Origin of the sequence: Flavobacterium rhizosphaerae (assembly GCF_046000445.1) — a bacterium.
GTDB classification, from domain to species: domain Bacteria; phylum Bacteroidota; class Bacteroidia; order Flavobacteriales; family Flavobacteriaceae; genus Flavobacterium; species Flavobacterium rhizosphaerae.
This window is the reverse complement of sequence record NZ_JBELPZ010000001.1, coordinates 84,720-109,653: the sequence shown is the minus strand read 5'-3', so window position 1 is coordinate 109,653 and position 24,934 is coordinate 84,720. Positions and strand designations below refer to the sequence as shown.

The following is a 24,934-nucleotide window of genomic DNA, read 5'->3' as shown; positions in this document are numbered from 1 at the left end:
ACAGGTATTACACTTACTAAAAAAGTCATTGAGGGTAAACAGGAACATGATGAAAGTGTGCCCGAGTTTAAAATTTTCAGGGAATACTTATACACACCGGGTTTTTTTCGTACATTACCCGTTATGGAAGGTGCTGTTGAGGCGGTTAGAGAACTTGCCGAAGATTTTGACATCTATATAGTCTCTGCTGCTATGGAATTTCCGCAGTCGCTTTATGAAAAACGCCAGTGGCTGGAAGAACATTTTCCTTTTATAAGCTGGAAAAATATTATTTTTTGCGGCGATAAAAGCGTTATTGATGTAGACTTTCTTATTGATGACCACTGCAAAAACCTTGATTTTTGTAAAGGCATACCGCTTATGTTTACAGCATGCCATAATGTGTTTCAAAACAAGCACCTAAGGATAAACCACTGGAATGATGTGCCGGGTATTGTGCGCGGACTGGCAGCGCAGCAAAAAGTAGCATAACATAAATGCATTATTTTATAACGACCCCCTTTCAATAAGACTGCTGGGGTTTTGTATTTGTTCCCTGCGCTGCAACAGTATCATTTCGGCAAGTGTTTTTCCCATCGCAGGGAAATCTGTTGAAATGGTGGTAATACCGTTCCCGGCCACTTTTTTAAGCGGAATATCATTATAAGATATTATCCCTATTTCGCTGCCTATGGTAAGTTGCTGCGCCCTTGCCTGCTCAATTACATTTACCAGGTGCCTGTCATTAGGTATTACATATACTTCTCCGGCTTTTATACTATTGTTTTCAAAATCATTTATTATTTCATACTTAAAATGATGCTCTTTACAAAACCGAGTAAAACCATCATGCATTCCCTGGGGTTGTTTAAAAAGCGGGAAAATTAAAATGAGTTTATTGTATTTTTCCAGCCTTTGTTTTCCCCTGCAAAGGGCATTATACATATCAGCTACAAAATTTTGGTGTATTGACGGGTAGCCTGCAAGCTCATCATTAGTCTGGTCCAGTATATAAACATCATTTTTGGGTAATGTTTTTATAATGGTTGCGGCTCCTTTAAGGTTAGTAGGCATTATAACATATTTACTATACGCTCCATTGTTTTCATTAACCAGCTTTTTAAACACCTCCGGGTTAAAATAATGAAAAAAAATGTCTATCCGTGCGCTGTTGCCCATGGCCTTTTTAAATGAACTGTATAACTCCTCTTTAAAAGAATTGAACTCGTCAAACAATAAAAAAATACGTTGCTCTACGGTATATTCTTCACTTTTAATAAAATAGCCTTTTCCGGGGCGGGCATATATAAGCCCCCTTTTTTTAAGGTCGTCATAAGCAGTAAGCACCGTATCGCGGGATAACCCAAACTCCAGCGCTATTTTATTTATACTGGGCAATTTATCGCCGCGAGATAGCATTTTCTCCCTCAGGGCGTTTTCTACGCCCAATATAATTTGTTTGTATTTGGGCAGGCTTTCATTATTGTTAATATGAATGATCTTCATTATTCAGCATATTATAACTGGTGGCTAATGTACAAAAACTGGTAGGTACTGGTATGGTTGCTTATAATGTTTTTATACTTTTGAATTTATATAATAACCTATAATGAAGAAAGAATTAGTAAAGCAGGTTAAAGAGTGCTTTAAAGAACAGTTTGCTACTACACCAAACTATATTTTCCTTTCGCCGGGGCGTATTAATATTATTGGTGAACACGTAGATTATAATGACGGTTTTGTGCTGCCGGCAGCAATAAATAAATATGTTTGTTTTGCCATTGCAGAAAACGGTACCGATATTATAAACCTTTATGCTAAAGACTTAGGTGAAAGCTATAGCTTTAACCTTAACACTGCTCTGCAGCCGGTAGGTGCCATGTGGGTAAATTTTTTCCTTGGGGTTGTGCAGCAGTTAAAAAACCGTGGTTTTGTATTTAAAGGTTTAGATGTAGCCTTTAGCAGTACGGTGCCCATGGGGGCAGGTTTATCATCTTCGGCAGCTATAGAATGTGGTTTTTGTTTCGCAATTGATACAATTTTTAACCTCGGCCTGAGTAAGAAAGACATTGCACTGATAGGGCAGAAAGCAGAACATACTTTTGCTGGTGTAAATTGTGGTATTATGGACCAGTTTGCCAGTGTTTTTGGTAAAAAAAACAGTGTTATAAAACTGGATTGCAATACACTGGAGTATGAATACCACAGTGCTGATTTTAATAATTATACCTTGGTTTTGTTAGATAGCAAAGTAAAACACACACACCTTACCTCCGGTTATAATGACCGCCGGAATGAGGTAGAAAAAGGCTTGGATATTATAAAGAGGGAGTACCCTGGCGTACAAACCTTTCGTGACCTTAATGAAGAGCAGGTTCATGCGGTAAAAGATAAATTAGGAAACATAATATACAAACGCTGCCTATTTGTAGTGCGTGAGATTCAGCGTGTGCGGGATGCCGTAAAAGCCATTGAGGCAAATGATTTTGAAAAGCTTGGACAGTTAATGTATGAAACCCACCAGGGGCTGAGCAAAAATTATGAAGTAAGTTGTGAAGAGATAGATTTTTTGGTGGATGCAGTACATACGGATACCAATGTACTGGGTGCCCGTATGATGGGCGGCGGCTTTGGTGGTTGCTCTGTAAACCTGGTAAAAAAAGATGCCGTTAAGGCACTTGTAGAGCGCGTAAGCAGGGAATATAAAGAAAAGTTTGCTATTGAGCTTGAAGTTTATAAAGTAAAAATATCTGAAGGCACAAGCCTCTATACCGAAGAACATGCAGGCATTTGATAATAACGAACATCCGCACAGGAGGTATAATCCCCTAATGGACGAATGGGTACTGGTATCACCACACAGGGCAAAGAGGCCCTGGCAGGGCCAGCAAGAAAGTACGGTTACAGATAACAGGCCACAGTATGACCCCACTTGTTACCTGTGCCCCGGTAACGAACGCAGTACAGGCGTATTTAATGAAAAATATACCAGTACATTTGTGTTTGATAATGATTTTCCTTCACTACTTACAGATGAGGTACAAGCGCCTGAGACAAGTCCGTTATTTCAGATAAAAACAGAGCGTGGCATAAACCGCGTAATATGTTTTTCGCCCAGGCACGATGTAACGCTTCCTGAAATGGAAACAGCCGATATTCTTAAGGTGGTTGAGCTTTGGGCGGCCCAGTATAGTGACCTTGGCAGCCGTGATTTTATAAACCACGTGCAGATTTTTGAAAATAAAGGCGCAGTAATGGGCTGCAGCAATCCGCATCCGCATGGCCAGATATGGAGCCAGGGGTCATTGCCCACTAATGTAGACAAAACGCAAAATAACTTAAAAAAATATTTTGATGCACAGGGGCGCAGCCTGCTTGCCGATTATCTTGCCGAAGAAATGCAACGCAAAGAGCGTATTGTACTTGAAAACAAACACTTTGCCGTTTTGGTGCCGTTTTGGGCTATCTGGCCTTTTGAAACGCTTATTGTCAGTAAAAGGCATTTTGGCAACATTACACAAATGACGGCAGAAGAGCGCTATGCCTTTGCCGATGCTATAAAGCGTATTACCATAAAGTATGATAATCTGTTCAAAACCTCATTTCCATATTCATCGGGCATACATCAAACCCCTACTGACGGGCTTTCGCATCCGGAGTGGCATTTTCACATGCATTTTTATCCGCCTTTATTACGCTCTGCTACAGTAAAGAAATTTATGGTAGGGTATGAGCTTATGGCCGAAGCCCAAAGGGATATTTCTCCCGAGAAAAGTGCTGCCATGCTAAGGGATTTGCCTGAAGTGCATTATAAAAATGACAATTTTAAAATTTAAGGCTTTATATTTCTATAAAAAAAGAGGCTGCCCCTTATGGGGCAGCCTCCTGATAGAGATAATTATAACACCTTTTTATTTCCAGCCCCCGCCAAGCGCTTTATAAAGTTTTACTTCGGCGGCAAGCTGGTTTCTTTTTATAGACGCCAGGTCCAGTTCGCCCTGTAACACATTGCTTTGTGCAGTTATAACCTCAAGATAGCTGGCAAGCCCGCTGGCAAACAGTTTGTCAGAGTTGCTTACCGCTTGTTGCAGGTTGTCTACACGCTCCTCTGCAAAGGCTACTTCTTCTTTAAGCTTTTCAATTTCAGCCAGCGCGTCAGATACTTCACCTACGGCAATCAATACCTGTCGTCTAAATGCAATAACTGCCTTTTCACGATCGGTTTTGGCCACTTCATATTGGGCTTTTAGTTTTCTGCCCTGTAGTAATGGCTGTGCTATACTGCCGGATACCAGCCCAAATAGCGAGGTGGGCATGTTAAACCAGTTGTCTGATTTAAAAGAGTTAAGCCCCCCGCCTGCTGTTATATTAAGGGCTGGGTACATATATGCTTTCGCAATGCCAACGCGGGCATTGGCCGCATTAAGCTCATATTCCTGCGCTTTAACATCGGGCCTGTGGCTTAGCAGGGTAGCCGGTAAGCCGGTAGGCAGCTCATTGTGTAGTGCTTCCGTTGCCAGGCTGCCTGTACGCTCTATTTCCCCCGGGGTTGTACCGGTTAATATGCTTAAGGCATTTTCCTGTATGATAATCTCTTTTTCAAGCTGTGGCACAATCTGCGCTGCCAACAGCCTTTGCCCTTCTGCCTGCTCAACCGCCAGGTGGGTAACCTGCCCGGCATTAAACTGGCGTGTAACCATATCCACAGTATTTTTACTAAGGTTGCGGTTTTTTATGGCTACTTCAAGCTGGGCGTCAAGCATTAGCAGGTTGTAGTAGCCCTGTGCCGCAGTAGCTACAAGATTTGCAGTTACCAGTTTTGTGGCTTCCTCGGTTTCAAGGTAATTGGCAAGCGCTTCTTTTTTACGGCTGCTTATCTTGCCCCATATATCAGCCTCCCAGGAAAGGGTTAGCCCGGCATTATAATCTTCAATATGGCTTGTGCCAAGAAAGTTATTTATGCTAAGCCCATTAAGGCTGTTTTTACTGGGTATTGTGGTGCTGGCTGTTATATTGGCGTTTAGCTGCGGCACCTGGCCCCATTTGCTTTGGCGCAGCAACTGCCTTGATGCTTCAATGTTTTTAATAGCCGTTTGCAGGTCATAATTACCGGAAAGCGTACGGGCAATGAGTTCCCGTAATTGCGGATCGGTAAAAAAAGTATCCCACTCAATAGTAGCTATAGAGGTAGTATCGGTAGCAAATGCGTTGCGGTAGGCATTGGGGAGTTCCGGCTGGGGCAGGGGAGTATCTTTAGATACGCTGCACCCGGCCAATGCAACGGCAAGGAGTATATAACTAATTATTTTCATTTGTTTTATTTTATAAGTTCAGGTTCAAGTGCTGTTGCAGGTTCTTCTGCCTTGCGCGAAACCCGTTCCTGCAGGTATTGAAATACTATAAATAATACGGGTATTACAAACAAGCCAAGTATTACGCCCGAAAGCATACCGCCTGCTGCGCCAATACTGATAGAATGGTTACCCTGAGCCGATGGCCCTGTGGCACTCATCATAGGTATAAGCCCCACAATAAAGGCAAGCGATGTCATGATAATGGGCCTTAGCCTTAGCTTGGCTGCCTCAAGCGCGGCAGAGAGCAGTGATTTACCCGCACGCCTGCGCTGTACGGCAAATTCTACAATAAGTATGGCATTTTTTGCCAGTAGACCTATAAGCATTACCAGCGCAACCTGCACATAAATGTTGTTGGATATACCTGTAATGCCAATGGCAGCAAACACCCCGAAAATACCTGTTGGAATTGAAAAGATAACGGCAAGCGGCAGTATATAGCTTTCATACTGTGCAGCTAAAAGAAAGTACACAAATATGAGGCTAAGGCCAAAAATTACGGCTGACTGCCCCCCTGAAGATATTTCTTCACGGGTCATGCCCGAAAATTCATACGAGTATCCTTGTGGTAATGATTGTGCTGCCACTTCTTCAACGGCTTTAATGGCATCTCCGGAGCTGTATCCCGGCTGCTCTATGGCATTAATACCCATAGAATTAAAAAGGTTATAGCGGGAGGCATTTTCCGGGCCGTAAACCCTTACCAGTTTAACAAGTGTGTTTACAGGTACCATTTCACCATTTTTGTTTTTTACAAACACAGCGTCTAATGATTCCGGAGTGGCACGTGTACCTTTATCAGCCTGTACCATAACCCGGTAATATTTACCAAACCGATTAAAGTCGCTTACCTGGGCGCTTCCGTAGTAAGCCTGTACTGTTTGCATCAGTTCTTTTATACTTACGCCAAGCTGCCCGGCTTTTACATCGTCTACTTCCATTTCAAACTGTGGGTAATCGGCCCGGAAAGAGGTAAAAGCCATGGCTATTTCAGGGCGTTGCATCAGGTCGCCAATAAACTTGTTACCCACTTCGCTAAACTTGGCAAGCGAGCCGCCGGTGCGGTCCTGAAGCACAAAATCAAGCCCGTCTACATTACTAAAGCCCGGTACGGTAGGGAAGGTAAACACAAAAAAGTTGGCGCCTTTTATAGCGGCAAGGCGTTGGCGTGCATCATTCATTATGGCATTAATATCTTTTAGATCACCACGTTCATCTGATGGTTTTAGCAATATAAAGGCTACACCGAATGAGGGGCTTGAAGACTGTGTAAGGATATTAAATCCTGATAACCCCATAAGGGTGCGTTTGGCCTGCATAGGGGCAAGGGCATCTTCGGCCTCTTTCATTGCTGCGGTGGTACGGTCTAAAGAGCTACCGGCAGGCATTGAAAGTGATATAGCTATAAACCCCTGGTCTTCGCTGGGTATAAACCCTGACGGCGAACGCTTAATCATAAATACAGTAAGTACTATAACCCCGGCAAGGGTGGTAAGTGTAGCCCACCTGTAGCGTATTAAAAAGCGAAGGCTACCCAAATAGCGGTTGGTAAGCTTATCAAAATTGGCATTAAAGCCTGCAAAAAAGCGCTCTTTATAGGTTGGCTTTTTATACGTTTCAGCATGTTTTGGCTGATGCTGCTTTAAAAATAAAGCTGCCAGTGCAGGGCTTAAGGTAAGCGCATTTACTGCCGATATAATAATGGCTATGGCCAGCGTAAAAGCAAACTGCCTGTAAAACACACCTGTGGAACCCTGCATGAAACCTACCGGAAGGAATACGGCAGACATAACCAGTGTGATAGAAATTATGGCTCCTGTAATTTCGCTCATGGCAGATGTGGTAGCTGCCTTTGGCGGCAGGTGCCGGTGCTCCATTTTAGCGTGTACAGCTTCTACTACCACAATGGCATCATCTACCACAATACCAATGGCAAGCACTAGCGCAAACAGAGTAAGCAGATTTATGGAAAATCCAAATATTGACATGAAGAAGAACGTACCCAATAACGCTACAGGAACAGCTATGGCAGGTATAAGTGTTGAACGGAAATCCTGCAAAAACAGAAATACTACAATAAACACCAGTATAAAAGCCTCGATAAGCGTATGCTGTACCTGCTCTATACTGGCATCAAGCATGTTTTTGGTGTTATATAATATCAGGTATTTTACATTTTTTGGGAAGCTTTTAGAAGCCTTTTGCATCAGCTTATCTATGGCGATCTGTATTTCGTTAGCATTAGAGCCGGGCAACTGCATTACAGCTATGTTAATGCCCGGTTTGCCGTTTACACGCGTAAAGTTGCTGTAGCTGTAGGCACCAAACTCTATACGTGCTACATCTTTAAGAAGTAGTATGCTGCCGTCTGGGTTAGAGCGCACTATAATATTTTCATAATCTGCAGGTTTATTCAGCTTGCCTTTATATTTAATAACATATTCAAAAGACTGCGAACTGTTTTCGCCAAATTTACCCGGGGCGGCTTCAAGGTTCTTGTCCTGTATAGCAGCCATTACCTCAGTGGGAGTAATGTTATACGATGCCATTTGAGAAGGGTTTAGCCACACCCGCATAGAATAGTCTTTATTACCGCCAAAAATTATAGATTGCCCCACGCCGGGTATACGCTTAATTTCGGGTATAATATTTATCTGCGCATAGTTGGCTAGGAAAGTCTGATCATACTGCGATTCGTTTTCGCTGTACATATCAACTACCATAATAAGGCTGTTTTGTTGCTTGGCAGTGGTAACACCTGCCTGCACCACTTCGCTGGGCAGCTGGTTGGTGGCTTGCGCTACACGGTTTTGCACGTTTACAGCAGCCTGGTCCGGGTTAGTGCCCAGTTTAAAATATACAGTTATCACCAATGATCCGTCATTACTGGCGGTAGAGGTCATGTAACTCATATTTTCCACCCCGTTTATAGATTCTTCCAGAGAGGGTGCTACCGAACGTAATACTGTTTCGGCATTGGCACCGGGATAAAGTGCTGTAACCTGAACTGCGGGGGGGGCTATATCAGGAAACTGCCCCAGGGGTAGGGAGGTAAGGCCAATAATCCCTAAAATAGACAATAGGATGGATATGACCGTGGCCAGGACCGGCCGGTCTATAAATTTTTTAAACATGTGTTGGAGATGTTAAGTCGTTTTGATATAATTATTTAGAGGCAACTTCCGGTGTAATTTTTTCAGGAGTAATGGGGGTGCCGTCCTGCAGGCCTTCAAATCCTTTGTACACAATACGGTCGCCGGGTTTAAGGCCACTTTTAACCAGGTAATCGGTACCCGATTTGCCCACTATAGTTATAGGCACCTTGGCTACCTTGTTTGATTTGTCTACTATATAAACAAAAATTTTATCCTGCAATTCTACCGTACAGGCCTGTGGTACAAGTACTGCACCGGCATGTGGCAAACCCATTTTTACCTTGCCTGTATTGCCCGAACGCAATAACCCTTTATCATTAGGAAAGCTTGCCCTTAGCGTAATGGCACCCGTATTTTTATTAAACTGCCCGTTTACCATATCTATATGCCCTTTTTGACTGTATTCGGTATTGTTGGGCAACATTAAAGACAGGGCAGGAAGGTGGCTTATTTTATCACTTAATGTGTTGCCTTCATATGTGTCACGCAGGGTGATAAAATCGGACTCGCTTATTGAAAAATAGGCATGCATTTGGGTGTTGTCTGATACGGTTGTAAGGGGCTGCGGGTCAGTAGCTGAAATAAGGCTGCCCTGTTTTTTAGGGATCCGGGTAACATAGCCGCTTACGGGCGCCTTAATAAGCGTAAAATCAAGATTAATTTTTGCCGAGGCCACTGCCGCTTCTGCCTGTTTTTTATTGCCTTCAGCTATTTTTAATGCAGCTTTAGCCGATTTTAGCTGATATTCAGATATTACTTTTCCGTCTACAAGCGGCGCCAGTTTTTCTACTTCTAAACCGGCATTAATAAGTGCAGCATCTGCTACATTCAGGCTTCCAGTTGCATTGTTCAATGCTTCTCGATAGCGATGGTCTTCAATTTTAAACAGGGGTTGCCCGGCTTTAATAAACGCACCTTCATCTACAAAAACGGTTTGCAGGTATCCGTCTACCTGTGGCCGTATCTCTACATCGGTGCGCCCTTCAAGCATTACAGGGTATTCCTGCCAAGTTAAGGCATCTTTTTGGGTTACATCATACACCGGTACCGGCATTGCCTGTGCAGCGGGGGCTGCCTGGCCCTGGTTACCCGAACATGCAGTTATGAGTGTAAGTAATGCTATGAAAAAGAATGAATAAATTGTTTTCATAAGGGTATTAAATTATTTAATGACGTTAAGTTTAATGTAAAAAAATATTTAGTTAATGTTATAAAAGTATTTAACGGTGTTAAGTAATGTGCTAAAAAAATATGCCTTCTAAGGCATTGCTATAATCATATTAAATGGTTTAACAGTGTTAAGTATAGTGGTAAAAAAAATCTAATTGTGTAGTGTCCGTGTTATGCCGATAATGGCATCTTTAAGTATTTGCTTGTTCATTTTATCCCCAAGGCCTTCGTTAAGCATATTAATAGAAATGAGTCCGTGGATTATAGAAAAGAAGGTAAAGTATTTTTGCATTACAATATCTTCATCGTCTGTTTGCATTATTTTGCCAATAACATTTGTTATAAGGTTATAAGGATGGTCGGTTTTAGGTGTTGTTTGAGAGCAACACGTCATTTGCACCCCATACATAAGCTGGTACATTTCTTTGTTCTTGTGGGCAAAATCCCAGTAGGCCATCCACATACTTTCCAGTTGTTCATCTGGGGCATCGTGTTTTTTTCTGGCTTCTTCAAGGTCTTTTGATAAAAGCTGGAAACCTTTACAGGTAAGTTCCTGCAATATCGCTTCCTTACTCGAGAAATACTCATATATAATGGGCGCGGTATATTCTATTTTATCGGCAATTTTGCGCATACTAAGCCCTTGCCATCCTTCCTGTTTTACAATTTGCCTTGCGGCTTTCAGGATGTTGGCGCGGGTTTGTTCTTTCTGCCGCAAAATTCGTTCTTTACTTCCCATGTTTTTAAGTGTTTTAATCACTTAACACCGTTAAGCAAATTTACGGCAATTAAATTTTAATTTGCAAGTTTTATGTGTATATTTTTTTTCAGTGTAAATGGTATCAGAAATATATACTACAGCCAGGCAGGTATTTTTTTATTTTTTCCTGTTCTTTTTTTGAAATTGGGTTTCCGGTAAGTATAAGTGTTTTAAGTTTTTTTAAAGCAAAAATGCTTTCCGGCAGGCTTCTTAATTCATTTTCTGAAAGTGAAAGCAATTGCAGTTCCTGCAGGTTACCAATAGACTCTGGCAGGTTTTTAAGTTTGTTGTTGTTTATAATAAGGGTTTTAAGGTTTGTTAATACCCCTATATTATCCGGTAATGTTTTCAGGTGGTTATATTCCAGGTTTAAATCGGTTAACGCAGCAAGGTTAAGCCATTCGCCCTGTATCTCATTAAACTGGTTGTAACCCAGGTCTAATGTTTTAAGATTTTTTAATTGCGAAAATTCATCCGGCAGGTAGCTCAGTTGGTTATTATCCAGCTGCAGTGCTTCAAGGTTCTGGCAATTACCAAGCGTATATGGTACCGCTGTAAGGTTATTATAAGAAAGGTGTAAAAACCTGAGGTTTCGCAATTTCATAACATCCTGTGGCAGGGAATGGATTTCATTATCAGAAACATCAAGCCGTATAAGGTGTTTAAGATTAGAAATACCTTCGGGAAGGTATTTAAGCGCATTAAGTTTTAAATTGAGTACTTCAAGCTTTTTAAGGGTAAAAATATCCTCCTCAACATACTCCAGGTTATTGCCCATTAGGTTTAAGAAAACAAGTTTTTTTAATTTGCCTAATTCTTCCGGCACATGAAAAATACCCTGATCCCTAAAGTTTAGCTGGGTGGCTGTTTGCTTATTGGCAACAGCATCGGCTATATTGTTATACACGGCTTGATGTAATGGATCCGGGTTTTGGGCCGAAGCCAAAAATGTTGCTGTTAAAGCTGCTGTTATTATATATTTTTTCATATTGTTATAAATAATAAAGGGCAGGTAATGCATACCTGCCCCTTATAAAATTAAATTAACCTATTTAACTTTCAACAATTTGTAAGTGCCTGTAGTATCGCCCACTTTTAACTGGATGATGAATACCTGCTCACCTGCAAAACGTGTTAAGTCAAGCTCTATTTCCTGTTTTCCGGATACCGTCTGTATATTATTCATTTCAGTAATTTTCCTTCCAAGAAGGTCATATACTTCTACCGAAACATCTTTACCTGCTGCATCATTACTTAGTGCTATAGTTACTTTGCCCTGCGTTGGGTTAGGGTAAAGTTTTACAGTACCCGCTGCAATAGGATTATCAACGTTAAGCACTTCTTCTACAACAATGTAATCTGTTTTAGTTTCTTCACCGTTACCGGCTACGTTCTCGGTAACAAGTGTTACATCATACGTGCCAGCAGTTTGGTAAGTAACTGTTGGGTTTTGCTCTGTTGATGTAGCCGGGTTACCGCCTTCAAACGTCCACTGCCATGTGGTAGGGTTGTTTGTGGTAAGGTCCGTAAAGGTTACTGTTTGCCCTTCACTTACGGTTACCTGGTTTGCAACGAAATCAGTTATCGGTGCCTGTGGCCCAAGAAACTGGTCAAGCGAGAATACTACTGTAGACGATGCATTAAAAGTAACATCAGTAAAGCTGGCATCTTCCTGCGGTGTATTACTGCCGCTTGGGTGTTGTACCGAGAAGAAGCCATACTTATAGTCTGGTGTAAAGGTAAGGCCTGTAGGTTCTGCACCGGCTGGCATAGAGGCAAACAATTTAACATTCGGCGCATCCTGCCTGTGGTCTGGCCTTACTACCCAAATGTAGTTTAACCCACCATCCTGGCATACCCATAAGTTACCTTTATCATCAAACACAAGGTTGTCATTACCATCGGCCCATGCCTCAGTTACGGTGCCCGAAGCTGTTTCTAGCGGATAGTTTTTACCGCCTACAAATACTTCAAAATCACTTACTGTGTCATCTCCGTCTACAAATCGGTAAACGCGGTTTTTACCTTTAGATGTAAAGTATATCCTGCCATCAAGAGGGCTGATTTCAACATCTTCAACACCGTTAAAGTTAGTACCACCAAGAGATGATGCTATGGTATTTAGATTATTACGGTCAGATTGTGTAGTATTTGGTACCTGTATCCACGTACCTGTAGAAGAGCTCGGCTCATCTGAGGCAAGGGGCAGGTCAAGGTGCAATACATATACATTACCGGAGTATAGGTTACCCGCCACAGTCGGCACATATTTATATAAACAATGTGTACCGCCATCTTCGCCATAATACGCTACGGCTCCATCCTGGCGCACCACTACGTTTTCGTGGTTCATACGGCCCATCGCCCATAGTTTTTCCTGTATACCGTTACCGTATTCTTTTACTTCTGCGGTTTCAGGGTCTATTTCTACAAGCCATCCTACATCCTGGTAGCCATCGCCGTTAACATCACCGGCATCAGTAGCTTCTTCAGCAGTAATTACGGTTCCCCATGGTGTAATACCTCCACTACAGTTTCTGTTAGTGGTAACCAGGTTATCGTTATATAAATCAACAGCCTGAGACTGGTCTACCGTCCATAAGTTATTGTTATCAGTATCAAGGTGAATGTTAAGCATACTCACACCACCCGGGTTATTTTCATGATTTACCGAAAGGTGTCCTAACTCACTACTGCCATTTATAGGCACATAAGCAGTAAAGTCATTATTACCCGGTACGGTACCATTACCTATAGTGTAATTATCACCTTGTTTAAAGAACAACTGAAAACGGTGTTCTGTAGGTATAATAAGGTGTGGCGTTTGCCCTGTAGGATTTATAGAGGTAAAACAGGCAATATGTGGCTCATCGCAAGTTACACTAAGGTCAACCTGGTTGCGGATGTACATATCAAACTTAAGGTCTGAGCTTGACCCATCGCGGTTGTGTACTTCTACTGATACCCTGTTAACACCTTCGTTAAACATTGTTTTAGGTACAAAGTGTACAAAATACCTGTTTTCGTCAGCGCCGTCTACAATAGTAGCAGAATGGGTAAGGTAGTCTATATCACCTTCCGGCATATTTTCCCTAAATGCCTCTACACCGTTTATATACACCACGGCACCATCATCACGCTTAACACCAAACTCTACCATATCGCTCACTTCCGAAAGGTCTATGTTAATATCCCTGTAGAAGTATGAGGTAATGTATTTGTTAGATGAATCGCCGCCATAACTTACAGTTGTATTTACAGGGTCACCATATCCAAAAGGCGCTTTTCCTGAAAGCCATCCGGGTGCATAAGTGGTAACGCCCCATACTACATCATCAAGGCTGGTTCCGTTATCAAGGTAATGCCATTCAGAGTCTTTAGGCAGCGGATAGTTAGCTGCATCAAGTTCCGGCGGCAATGCCCTTAAATGCATATCAAAACTTAGGTCAGAACTGTTGGCAGCACCCTGGTGCAGCTCTACAGCAATCACATTTTCACCATCCTGAAGCAGGTTTGGTGTAATGTTTTGTACAAAAGTGGTTTCGTCAGCACCACCTATCTGAGATAGCGCATACGTGTTATAAGTAATATCACCTTCGGGCATATTGCTGCGGAAAGCCTCTATACCGTTTACATATACTACAACACCGTCATCCCTAAGGGTTTCAAACAACAGCGAAGCATATTGTGAAGCATCTTCTACAGTAAATGTATGCCTTAAGTAAGTGGTTGGGTATTTATTCTGGTCATCGGTACCATAGCTAAGTACGGTACTTTCGTTGTTGTTGCCATAACCCAGTATGCCATTGCCAAATAACCAGGCGCTGTCATCATAGTTACTGTTTTTCCAGTCAGTACCCAGGTTAGCACCAGTGTCATTATACTTCCACAGGCTCTCAAGTTCCACAGGGAAAGAACCTATCGGATAGGTAGTATCGGTTAACCAGGCAAGATATACCGGCTGGTCATTAAAGGTAATCTGAGAGAAAGTAACAATGTTGTTTTGCTTGGTACCTGTAGCAATAATGTTATATGTGCCCTGAGGGTCGCCCTGTAACAGGTAATATTCATTAGCCAGTACCTCTACATTGTTAAGGTTGCTGAAAATATTGGCAAGCTTAACCTGTGGCGTACCGTTTTCTATATAAAGCGATTCAAACTTCCAACGGCTGTTAAGGTATTTCATATCGTTGTTGTTGGTATTAGGCAGCGCTAAAATTTCATCGCCGTCTTCTTTACCTATAACTACGTTTTGGTCTTCAGACGATATTACATCCTGAAGGTACATACCGTTGCGGCTGTCATTCATAACGCTCCAGTTACCGCCTACATTATAGCGGAAAGGATCTTGTATATCCCTTACAGGATCTGTAGCAGGTATTATGGCAGCATTGGTATAGGCTACTTCTACCGGAGTAGAACCACTGTTTACAAGATAACCGCTGTTATCCTGGTTAAAGGTATAGTTGTAAGAAAGGTTTTCGGTACCCTCTGGCATAGTAAGATACATATCCCTGCGGATATCATTAACCGATTTTGCCACAGTCCATATCCTGAATTCATCAATATCACTTTGGGTAGGTGAATTGTTGGCTATGTTTTTACCAAAAGCAAGGTTATTGGCGCCTGGGTAAAATTGGCCTACCGGCATACTGTCGGCAAGTTCACCATTAACGTAAAATTTAAATTCGCCATTAGGCACAAACGTTACCGCAACGTGGTTCCATTCGCCATGTGTCCATACATGCGATGAGTTTAGCGTGTTCCAGCCTCCCGAAGGGCCTTTGCCTGTAATGGTTTGCAGTGTCTGGTTACCCAAAAACTCCATTTCCCAACCATACTCACCACCACCAAAGTTACTAAAGCCAACCAGCTTGGTATTGGCTCCTGCGGTTTCGGTAAGGCGTGCCCACATTTCTATAGTAAATTCACCTGAAAGGGCTTCGTTAACCCCTTCTTTAGGCACATAAACTTCATGTCCCTGCTCAAGGTGCAGTGCACCGCCTTGTTCTGTAATTACAGCATCCACATCCGTTTCAAAAGCAAGGTAATAGTTACCCAGCGCTGTATTTACGTTTTCAAAAGTTACCATAAGTCCTTCTGCCGTACCTGTAGCTACTATCTGGTAGTTACTTGCAGGGTCTCCTTTTAGTAACATGTATTGCTCTACAGTGGCATTGGTTAGCTCGGCATTATCAAATACTTCTTCAAGGTTTACCTGTAGGTTGGCATTTTCTATCCCTAATGGGTTAAGGTGCCACCCACCGGCAAGGTAAGAGGTGTCTTCTACATCGGCAAGCGGTAGTATTTCGTTATCAGTATCACGGCTTATTACTACATTTTGTATAAAGCTGTTAATGTTGGTAGCAAGGTACAGCCCATTAGCAGTTTCGTTAGTAACGCTCCAGTTACCTGTCATATTATCAGGAAATGCCGGTTCAATCTCCGCAACCGGGCTGGTAGCATCAATAATAGAAGCACTGCTATAGGCAATATCACTGTTTACGCCATTGTTGGTAAGCGTACCGTTATCTTCCTGGTCAAATGTAAAGTTGTAAATAAGGTGCTCATCATCCTCAGTTACTATTTCGTGCATTTGCTCTACAATCTCTTCCTGTGTTTTTGCTATATCCCAAATACGAAATTCATCCATAAGGGAATAGGTTTGCCCGCCATAGTTAAGGCTGGTACCCAATGCAAGGTTCCAGTTGGTGTTTGCCACATAAGTACCATAAGCAGCGCTGGCTTTAAGCTCGCCATTTATGTATAGCTTAATAGCACTATCCGGCGTAGCGGTAACTGCTATGTGGTTCCACTCGCCAACAGTAAGTGGCGTGCCGGAGTTTATACTATTCCAGTTACCTGTATTGGTGCCAAATACAGCGCTTACTGTATTGTTATCCGGCATTTCTATTGCAAACCCTGTAGAGTTTCCGTTTATTTTACCGTGGTTAGATAAAAGCTTGTCATTATTACCCGGATCCTGGGTTACATTTACCCAAAATTCTACGGTAAAGGCTCCGCTGGCAACTGCATTCATATCAGCATATGCAATTTGTGCCTGATGCCCGCCTGCAAGTGATAAGGCACCGCCACGCCCGGCATTAAAATCGCCATCAGAAAATGCCATATAATAGGTGCCTTCTGTAATGCTGGTATTATAGAAAGAAGCATTTTGTCCATCATAGCTACCTTCAGAAACAATATTGAATTCGCCTTCTTCACCTTCTTTGATAAGAAAGAACTGCCCGGCAGTATTACTTATTTCATTAAAGTTGCTAATGGCTTCTTCAAGGTTTATTTTTATAGTAGCAAACGGTGCATTTACAGGATCTATTCTCCATCCGCCTGTCAGGTAAGACATATCTTCGTTACCCGGTACTGTAGCAATTTCTGTAGCATTTTGCTTACCTACTATAATGTTGCTGCTATAGTTTGTAATAGCATCAGGAAAACTAAGGCCTGAGTTACTAACGTTATTGTTTTTGCTCCACTTTCCGCTAACTACATCCCTGTGCGATGCGTCAAGAGCGCTTACCGGAGAAGTAGCAGGAGAAAGCAGCCCACCGTTAAGTACCACATCTTCGTTAGCAGTACCAAGGTCATCAGCTACTGTAGTTTCTTCTTCTTCGCTATTAAAGTTATAATAATGGGCAAGGCCTTCTTCGTCACCGTTAAGTGTTACGTGCATACCCTGCTGAATTTCTTCAGCAGTAAGTGCTTTGCTCCAGATGCGTACCTCATCAAGTTCTCCGTTTATACCTCCTGAATAGGCAGGGCTTTTACCAAAGCCTAATCCCCATGAGTTAGGTATGTATGCTTCAAAAGGTATTTCGCTAACCTGTGAGCCGTTTATAAAATATTTAATAGTACCATTTTGGGTAGCGCTTACTGCCACATGGTTCCATTCACCAACATTCCATGAATCTCCCTGCTCGGTTATAGTATTCCAGCCGGTAGTATTATTTCCTATTACTACATTTAGCTTATTGCTGTCCGGATATTCAAATGATATACCTGTAGTAAGGTTGTTTATACGGCCGTTGCTTGCAAATATTTTATAATTTGTGCCGGGGTCACCATTAAGCTTAGCCCAGAATTCTATAGTAAAATCATTAGCAAGGGCGCTGTTAACAGCACTGCCCGGAATAGCCATTTCTGGCGCTCCACTCATTTTTAATGTACCGCCACGGCTGGACTGTACATCGGCATCCATAAGTATTTGCTGGTCTGATATTATTCTTCCGTAAAGGGTAAGGTTATCTATAAGGCCGCTAAATTGCTTGTTTTGGAAGTTGTTTCCTATCCTTACATCAGCAGTAGATGCCGATGGGCTTACCACATTATTCCATGCCTGTATAAGGAATCCGTTATAATATAACGAAAGTTTTCTCCTAACGTTGTCATATTTCCAAACCACATTACTCCAGGTATTTGGCAATATACCATACTGGCTTGTATAAGTGGTATTTGTATTATGGTTAGTAAAAGTTAGTTTACCAGAGCCGTCAAAACCTAAACTTATACCATTTCCGGCAGCACCGTTGCTAAGTATAGTAGCACCGTTTGCAGGTATGTTGTCCGGGTTTATCCATGCAGTAAGGCTAAATGGCCTGTCATGAAAATCAAGAGACAGATCTGCAGCTGCGTGCAGGTCTGTAGCAGTGGTAAAATGTAAAGCCCCGTTTGCGTCGCCTTCGCGGCCTTCAGCAAAAGTATAGCCTGTAGCATTTAAATCATGTGCATACTCAGATGCATCGGCTACATCATTATTTATACCAAGAGCCAGTTTTAAGGCATCGCTATTCTGGCTGGTAAGCATATCTTCGTGAATGATTTCCTCAAAATACGGCTCACCGTCAAGGCCTACATATTGTACTTTCATCCTACGGTCATCTTCCGGGCCGTAAACACTTACTTTAAGATATGTTTGCTTTACACCGGTAAGTATATAATCAGAAGTATAGTTAACGTTTGTAATACCGTTGCCTATATCTGAATTAAGGTTGCCTGAAAGCACATCGTATAACGGATAATTGGTATCACCCTCACGTATCATGAATTTTTGCTCATGGATATCTGCGCTAAGCGAAAGGATACCATTTATGTTGTTATCCTGTATAAACTGTATAAGCTCTGTGCTTTGCTCTGTATTACAAAAGTTACGCCCACCGCAGTTACGCTCAAAAGAAGGGGTTCCGTTTATAATTACCTTAAATGTAGCAGTAGAGTTTAAAAGTCCTTGTTTTAACCATGCAAGCTGATCCGGGCCATAGTGTTGTGTGGTGCCGTCCCTGTAGCTGCGGTTATCTGTTAAAAAGTATTCAACATCTTTATATACATAAGACGAATAAAGCCCTTGCCCTTCGGGAGTACTTAAATACTCGGGGTTTGGCCACCAGTCCATAAATATTTCGCGGGTTTCCGCAATAGTAGGCATGGTTTTGTTAAACTCATTCGGGCCAAGGTCGTGGTTATCGGTAATAGCCAGTTGCGGCATGGCCGAAATAAGCTGGTCATGAAACTGACGGAAAAATAAATAACGGTCAAAAGCCATATCTTTATTAGCCCAGTCATCTACACCATCGGGGCACTGCCCCATAGCATGCTCAAGTCCAAGTAAGTATACGGCATCGCCCAGCCAAACCATAAGGTCGCTGTCTTCCTGTGCCATAACATTAAACATTTCGGGGTCACCATTTACGTGAAACTGAGACTCCGGGGTATCTATACAACGGCTAAGGTCGTATATCCTTCCGCACCCCCCGGAAAGGAAACTGAAATCACCAAGCGTATTTTGCCCATTGACAATAGTTGCTGTGCGGCTTCCTGCCTCGCCATTAGTTAAAACATTGGCGGTGTACGTTACACCTTCCTCAAGGCCGGTATACTCAAAGGAGCGCAGGCTATAGCCCAGGCGGTCATCCTGATTGTACACGGTTCCTGTAAGATTGGTGCCCGGGGCGTTATCCCCGGTAAGGGCAATGCTAAGCGCATTACCAGAGCCTGTGTTGTTTTTGGTTAGCACCCATACACGCACACTGTTGTTATAAACAGGGCTGAACATGGGGCCATGAACAATGGAATCGCCGGGTATGGACTGGGCTTTTGCCCCAAGTGACATACAAAGCGAGACCAGTAAACTTAAAAAGAGTAAGTTCTTTTTCATTTAGCTGTTGTGTTTGAAAATTATAAGATGAATGATTATCCAGCTAAATTACTCCGGCATAGTAGTCTGTACCCTTATAAAAAGTTATGTTTGTTTTAAGCAAAGATGAAGTGCTGTAAGAAAAACAATCTTGTAGAAAACGATTTTGTTATAATTTGAGATGCTTTTTATAGTATGGCTTTGCAGGTGTACTAATAAAATAGTAAAAGTGTTGTTATATGTTTAAGCAGTATGCTTTTTTGATGAGTGATTTGTATTTAAAATCTAAAAAAATACATTTTAACTTTTAGTTAATGTAGGCGTATTTATTAAATTGGGGTTAAATGGCTCTTAACATAAACGCTGAGAAAATTATTTTTTAAGGAAAAGGATTGCTGTTAAGCGATTTTATAAAGGCTATAATAGCCTTTTTTTCTTTGTTGCTAAGGTTAAGCGCATCCGGCGCCAGTGTCTGGTTTGGTATTTCATATTCAAACCCCATACCGGCAGCGCCACCCTGGTCATAAAACTCCAGTACTTCTTCTAATGTCTTATATCCGCCGTTATGAAAATAAGGTGCTGTAAGCGCTGCATTACGCACTGTTGAGGTTTTAAAAGACCGCCTGTAAATATCTTCTTTGTCCTGCGGTATGCCACTATTGTAACGCCCCAGGTCATTATCAGGTACTTTCTCATCAGCGCTTTTAAGTACACCCAATACTTCGGTTTCACTTTCCTCAAAAAGCGGGGGCACCAGCCCGCTAAACGTGGGAATATAATGGCAGGTAGCGCAGGCCGCTTTACCTGCAAAAAGGTTAAACCCATCTTTTACCTGTTTGGGCAGTTGGGTGCTTTTACCCTGCACATATCGGTCAAATTCACTGTCAAAAGAACGTAACGAAAGCACATACGATGACAAAGCCTGTGCAAACTGGTAGCGGTTTATGGGTTTTTTGTTTCCAAATACCTTATAAAAGAGATTTTTATAAGTGTCATTTTTATTTAATTGCTTTTCTATATTAGCAAAACTGGTATTAAATTCCAAATGGTTTTCTACAACGTGTTCTGCCTGTTCTTCCAGGTCATACGCACGCAGGTCATAAAAATAACAATCAGAAAATACTGCGTTTATGAGGGTAGGGGCGTTGCGTAATACATTTTTTCCTTCCACACTGGCTGCCGAGGTAGGCAATCCGTCAGTAAAAGCCAGCTTTGGGTCATGGCAACTGGCACAGCTCATAGTACCACTATTGCTGAGCAGGGGTTCATAAAAAAGCTTTTTGCCCAATGCACGTAGCGAATCGTTATCTTTTTCCTGTGGGAGGAGACTGTAATAGTAAGGGTTCAAAAAATCTTCTGAGAAGATGTTTGTGCTTGCTGCATTCCAAGCCGGTACTTTACCCCAGCGTTCTGCCGAGCTTGGAAGGTGAAGCTGCTGTTGCACTTCACCAAGTTTTTTGTAGAGGGGATTAATATAAACGGTAAGAAACTCAAGGCGGTCAAACGTATTAAAATTATTGTGTTTGGTAAGGTAAGCTGCCGCACCCAATGCCAGACCCTGCACCTGGCTGCCCAATACACCGGTTGTTTTATTGGTTAATGGTTTTATGAGTGATTGTAATGAGGCTAATGCCACGGCTGATTCTGGTAGGGCCTGTAATGACCCTGGCGTATCAAAACCAGTAATGCCAAGGCTTAGTATGCGCACTACCTCCAGGCGTGCTGCTTCAATAATTTCAAAGTCATAAAAAAAGTTGCGCTTTTGTAACGCAATTTGTATGGCGGGTACTGCATTTTCCAACTGGTAAGCAAGTTCGGTAATCCTTCCGGCAGACTGCGTAGCTTCTTCAGAAAATACCAGTTCATCCAGCGCCTGTAGCCCAACGGGATCAATAATTTTTCGTTCACCTTTATAGTGTTCAATGTCAAGATAATCAAGCGGCTGGTCTTTACTGTATTCTTCCGGTGTTACGCCATAATAATTCTGGCTGCTGTATTTTTGGTTTACCGGGTAGGGGTCAGGGTGCTTTAATGGTGCGCCGTTTAGGTATGCCTTGCAATGCTGAGGGTAATAATACTCGGTTATCGTCTCAATATTTTTATAGGCAAGGCGTGTTTTTGCGACCTCATTTTGCAATTGTTCAAGTGTAATGGTGCCATTTTTAAAATCGTCTGATGCTTTTTTAAGCTGTTCGCACTCATCCGCAAAAGCATTGGCACCTTTTATAATATATGCCCTGAAATCATCGGTATAATAGGTTTCACTTTTTGGAAGTGGCAGGGTTTTTAAAGCAATAAAGCAAAAGATAAAAATAAAGGGCAGGGCATAGAGGTTTTTCATTATTAATGGTGCTGTGTTGCGGCAGATGTATCTGTAAGCGCTTTAATAAAGGCAATCAGTTCTTTCTTTTCTTTTTCGGTAAGGTTAAGCTTATCGGGTGCCAGTGTTTGGTTTTTTACAGTAAGTCCCATCCCGGCGCCACCGCCTTCATTATAAAAATCAATTACTTCCTCTAAAGTTTTATAAGCACCGTTATGAAAATAAGGCGCTGTTTTTTCGGCATTTCGTACAGTTGAGGTTTTAAATGATTTTTCATAAATCCAGGCATATTCAGTATACACTTCATTATCTATACGTCCACTATCTGAGTCTACACTTTTACTGCTTGGGTCTTTAAGCACACCAAGTATTTCACTTTCGTTCTCGTTATAAAGCGGCGGTACGAGCCCGGCAAAGGTGGGGGCAAAGTGGCAGGTGGCACAGGCCGCTTTACCCATAAAAAGGTTAAGGCCATTTTGCGCTTCCTGCGAAATATACTGAGTTTCGCCACGGAGAAATTTATCCATAGGACTGTTAAATGATTTTAGTGACATTACATATGATGCAAGCGCCTTTGAAAAATTTTCGCGGGTTATACCTTTTTTGCCAAATGCTTTTTTAAACCGCGAAACATAGTCTTGATTTTTCTCTAATTTTTTAAGGATAATACTATAGGCCGTATTAAATTCTTCAGGATTAAAAATAACATGTTCTGCCTGCTGCTCCAGCGTAAAAGCACGTAAGTCATAAAAATAACGGTCTGCATAAGCTGCATTTAATAATGTAGGCGCATTGCGCAGTACCGTTTTGCCCTGTATGTTACTGGCCGATTTGGATAATCCGTCTGTAAATGCTTTTTCGGGCTGGTGGCAAGTGGCACAGCTTACAGTGCCTTCTTCGCTAAGTGCGGGGTCATAAAAAAGGCTGCGCCCAAGCGCCCTTATTTCTGTATTATCTTCTTCCTGTTTCAGGTTGGTAAAAAAGTATGGGTTTAAAAAATCTTCGGCAAATACAGAGGTGCTTTTACTGTTCCACGCACTTTCATTACTAATAAAACCGGGAACCTGCCCGTTAACTTCGCCCAGTTGCTTATACAGCGGGTCAATATATTTTTTAAAAAACTCCAGCCTGTTAAACGTGTCAAAATCAGTATTGTCACCCAGATAACCTATAGCTTCATTAAACAGCGTATTAACCGGGCCTGATTTAGAAAACTGCTCTTCATAAAAAAGTTGCATGGCTTGTAACGATTCCTTTGCTTCTGTAAGGCCGTTAAGGGAGCCGGGGGTGTCAAATCCGGTAATGCCAAGGCTAAAGATCCGTATAAGCTGTAAACGCATTGCTGTAGCGCCGTTAACACCAGTCATATCCGGGTTTCCTATACCGTCATACAAATCAATATAAGCGCCGTGCAATTTTTTGCATAATGCGCCAATCTGTACTTTTTCTTCCGGTGCGTCATCGCTGTACACAAGTTCATCCAGTACCTGCAAGCCTTCTGGGGTTACAACTTTTGGACGGGTACCTTCTTTTTCAATCTGCAATAGTGGGGCGCCGTTAAAATGGTCGTTTGTATACTCAGGGAAATAAAAAGCCAGATAAAACTCTGCCCGCTTGTAACTAAGGCGTGTTTGTGATACCGTTTTCTGAAGCGTATCCAACGGAATTTTTCCGGCCTTATACAATTGGGCAACCTCATCAAGGTGAGTTATATCGGTATTGAGGCTTGTTATAAGGGTTTTGAGTGTGCTGGGTTGGGTATATGTTTCTCTGGAGGAAAACGAATATAAAAAAAAGACTGTTGACGCTGTTAAAAACAGGGTGATATATTTAAGTTGCCGGGAAATCATTTTCATTTTGCTGCTAAAACATGCAAAATTAAACCTCAACACAATAATTGTATTAAGTGAGTATTACTAAATCATGAATTAAAAATGTAAGGATTTGTGTATACTACTTTAAATAGCGCCCGTAGTTATGGTTCAGGCTTGATGATTTTTTTTATAAATGCTAGATAATTTTACTTTTTAAAAACCAGTTTGTTAGCATTGTCAATTTCATCCTGGCTTATGGTGTGCGGCATATTTTCATATATTTTTAAGGTAACATGGGCACCCATTTTTTTAAATACTTCTTCAGTAGCTGTAACCCGCGCTACAGGAACATGAAAATCAGGATTACTGGTGCCTATAAAAACCGGTGTGCCTGCAAAATTGCCCTTATAGTTTTCGGTATAAAGGGTATCTCCAATAAGTCCACCGGTAAAAATTACAACACCGCCATATTTTGCGGCATTCCGTGCTGTAAATTCTGCTGTAAGGCAGGCTCCCTGAGAAAATCCTAAAAAATATATGTTGTTTTTGACAATTCCATTTGATTCAATATCAGATACAACATCAGCCAACAGAGAAAGTGCATTACTCAGGTAAGGCTCATTTTGTTGTGGCGTAGCTAAAAAGGAAAGCGGGTACCATGTATTGCCTGCAGCCTGGGGTGCCACAAGAGCAAAATTTTCTACATCCAGATAGTTAGCAATACTTAGTATATCCTGTGCCGCTGCACCGCGGCCGTGTATCATTATGAGCGCTTTTTCGGCTTCAGCCAAAGATACCCCTGCGGTAATTACGTTTTTCATACTACTTATTGCTTTAGCCAGATATCATTATATACATCGGGATGTTTTTTAAATTGTGCATGTACATAGGGACACAGCGGTTTAACCTCCAATCCGTTTTCACGGGTGTAGGCAACCATAGTATCTAACAACTGTTTAGCATAGCCTTTCCCTTCCGCACTTTTATTAACCTCTGTATGATAAACGGTAAGTACAGGGTCTTTAACGCCTATTACCATTTCTCCAATTTCACTTCCGTCTTCATATACCTTAAAGGCTCCGTGTTTTTTATCATCAATTTCTAATTCTATAGTTGCCATAAGTAACTTGTTTATGTAAATTGTTAGGTACGGTTTCTTAGCCGGTTTTTAAAAAAAACCGATTCACGAAAATACAACAAATTCAGGTAAATTGCGAATAGTAAACAGGGTATA

Annotated in this window: 14 protein-coding genes; 3 read left to right on the top strand and 11 right to left on the bottom strand. The window is 41.9% G+C overall.

Annotated elements, in window-relative coordinates:
* Nucleotides 1–57: 57 nt before the first annotated feature.
* A complete protein-coding gene (locus tag ABS766_RS00455; protein ID WP_408083102.1) occupies nt 58–471 on the top strand; it encodes a 5' nucleotidase, NT5C type in 414 nt (137 codons plus the stop codon).
* Between the two features lie 15 nt (nt 472–486).
* Here ABS766_RS00455 and ABS766_RS00450 read toward each other — a convergent pair whose 3' ends face one another.
* Complete coding sequence (locus ABS766_RS00450) at nt 487–1,485, bottom strand: GntR family transcriptional regulator (RefSeq protein WP_408083101.1); 999 nt, start codon at nt 1,483–1,485, stop codon at nt 487–489.
* 103 nt (nt 1,486–1,588) lie between these two features.
* Between ABS766_RS00450 and galK the strand changes: the two genes are divergently transcribed.
* Nucleotides 1,589–2,773, top strand: a complete 1,185-nt coding sequence (galK, locus tag ABS766_RS00445) for a galactokinase (protein WP_408083100.1) — start codon at nt 1,589–1,591, stop codon at nt 2,771–2,773.
* Nucleotides 2,760–3,815 carry a UDP-glucose--hexose-1-phosphate uridylyltransferase gene (locus tag ABS766_RS00440; protein WP_408083099.1) on the top strand — a complete coding sequence of 352 codons (1,056 nt, stop codon included), beginning with the start codon at nt 2,760–2,762 and terminating at the stop codon, nt 3,813–3,815. The genes galK and ABS766_RS00440 overlap by 14 nt, the downstream gene beginning before the upstream one ends.
* A gap of 75 nt (nt 3,816–3,890) precedes the next feature.
* On the opposite strand, the gene ABS766_RS00435 is transcribed toward ABS766_RS00440, so the two are convergent.
* The 10 genes from ABS766_RS00435 to ABS766_RS00390 form a co-directional block, all read right to left on the bottom strand.
* On the bottom strand, nt 3,891–5,291 hold the full coding sequence (locus ABS766_RS00435; protein WP_408083098.1) for an efflux transporter outer membrane subunit: 1,401 nt from the start codon (nt 5,289–5,291) through the stop codon (nt 3,891–3,893).
* Between the two features lie 5 nt (nt 5,292–5,296).
* Nucleotides 5,297–8,467 (bottom strand): efflux RND transporter permease subunit, encoded by a 3,171-nt coding sequence (locus tag ABS766_RS00430; RefSeq protein WP_408083097.1) that lies wholly within the window; start codon nt 8,465–8,467, stop codon nt 5,297–5,299.
* A gap of 31 nt (nt 8,468–8,498) precedes the next feature.
* The gene (locus tag ABS766_RS00425; RefSeq protein WP_408083096.1) at nt 8,499–9,638 is read right to left on the bottom strand and encodes an efflux RND transporter periplasmic adaptor subunit; all 1,140 of its coding nucleotides are present in this window, start codon (nt 9,636–9,638) and stop codon (nt 8,499–8,501) included.
* A 171-nt stretch (nt 9,639–9,809) separates the two neighbouring features.
* Nucleotides 9,810–10,397, bottom strand: a complete 588-nt coding sequence (locus ABS766_RS00420) for a TetR/AcrR family transcriptional regulator (protein ID WP_408083095.1) — start codon at nt 10,395–10,397, stop codon at nt 9,810–9,812.
* A 103-nt stretch (nt 10,398–10,500) separates the two neighbouring features.
* Nucleotides 10,501–11,406: a leucine-rich repeat domain-containing protein gene (locus ABS766_RS00415; RefSeq protein ID WP_408083094.1), complete on the bottom strand. Its 906-nt coding sequence runs from the start codon at nt 11,404–11,406 to the stop codon at nt 10,501–10,503.
* A gap of 60 nt (nt 11,407–11,466) precedes the next feature.
* Complete coding sequence (locus ABS766_RS00410) at nt 11,467–19,587, bottom strand: LamG-like jellyroll fold domain-containing protein (protein ID WP_408083093.1); 8,121 nt, start codon at nt 19,585–19,587, stop codon at nt 11,467–11,469.
* A 358-nt stretch (nt 19,588–19,945) separates the two neighbouring features.
* Nucleotides 19,946–21,907 carry a cytochrome-c peroxidase gene (locus ABS766_RS00405; protein ID WP_408083092.1) on the bottom strand — a complete coding sequence of 654 codons (1,962 nt, stop codon included), beginning with the start codon at nt 21,905–21,907 and terminating at the stop codon, nt 19,946–19,948.
* Between the two features lie 2 nt (nt 21,908–21,909).
* A complete protein-coding gene (locus ABS766_RS00400; RefSeq protein WP_408083091.1) occupies nt 21,910–23,742 on the bottom strand; it encodes a cytochrome-c peroxidase in 1,833 nt (610 codons plus the stop codon).
* A 164-nt stretch (nt 23,743–23,906) separates the two neighbouring features.
* Nucleotides 23,907–24,521, bottom strand: a complete 615-nt coding sequence (locus ABS766_RS00395; protein ID WP_408083090.1) for an alpha/beta hydrolase — start codon at nt 24,519–24,521, stop codon at nt 23,907–23,909.
* 5 nt (nt 24,522–24,526) lie between these two features.
* Complete coding sequence (locus ABS766_RS00390; protein WP_408083089.1) at nt 24,527–24,820, bottom strand: GNAT family N-acetyltransferase; 294 nt, start codon at nt 24,818–24,820, stop codon at nt 24,527–24,529.
* Nucleotides 24,821–24,934 lie beyond the last annotated feature (114 nt).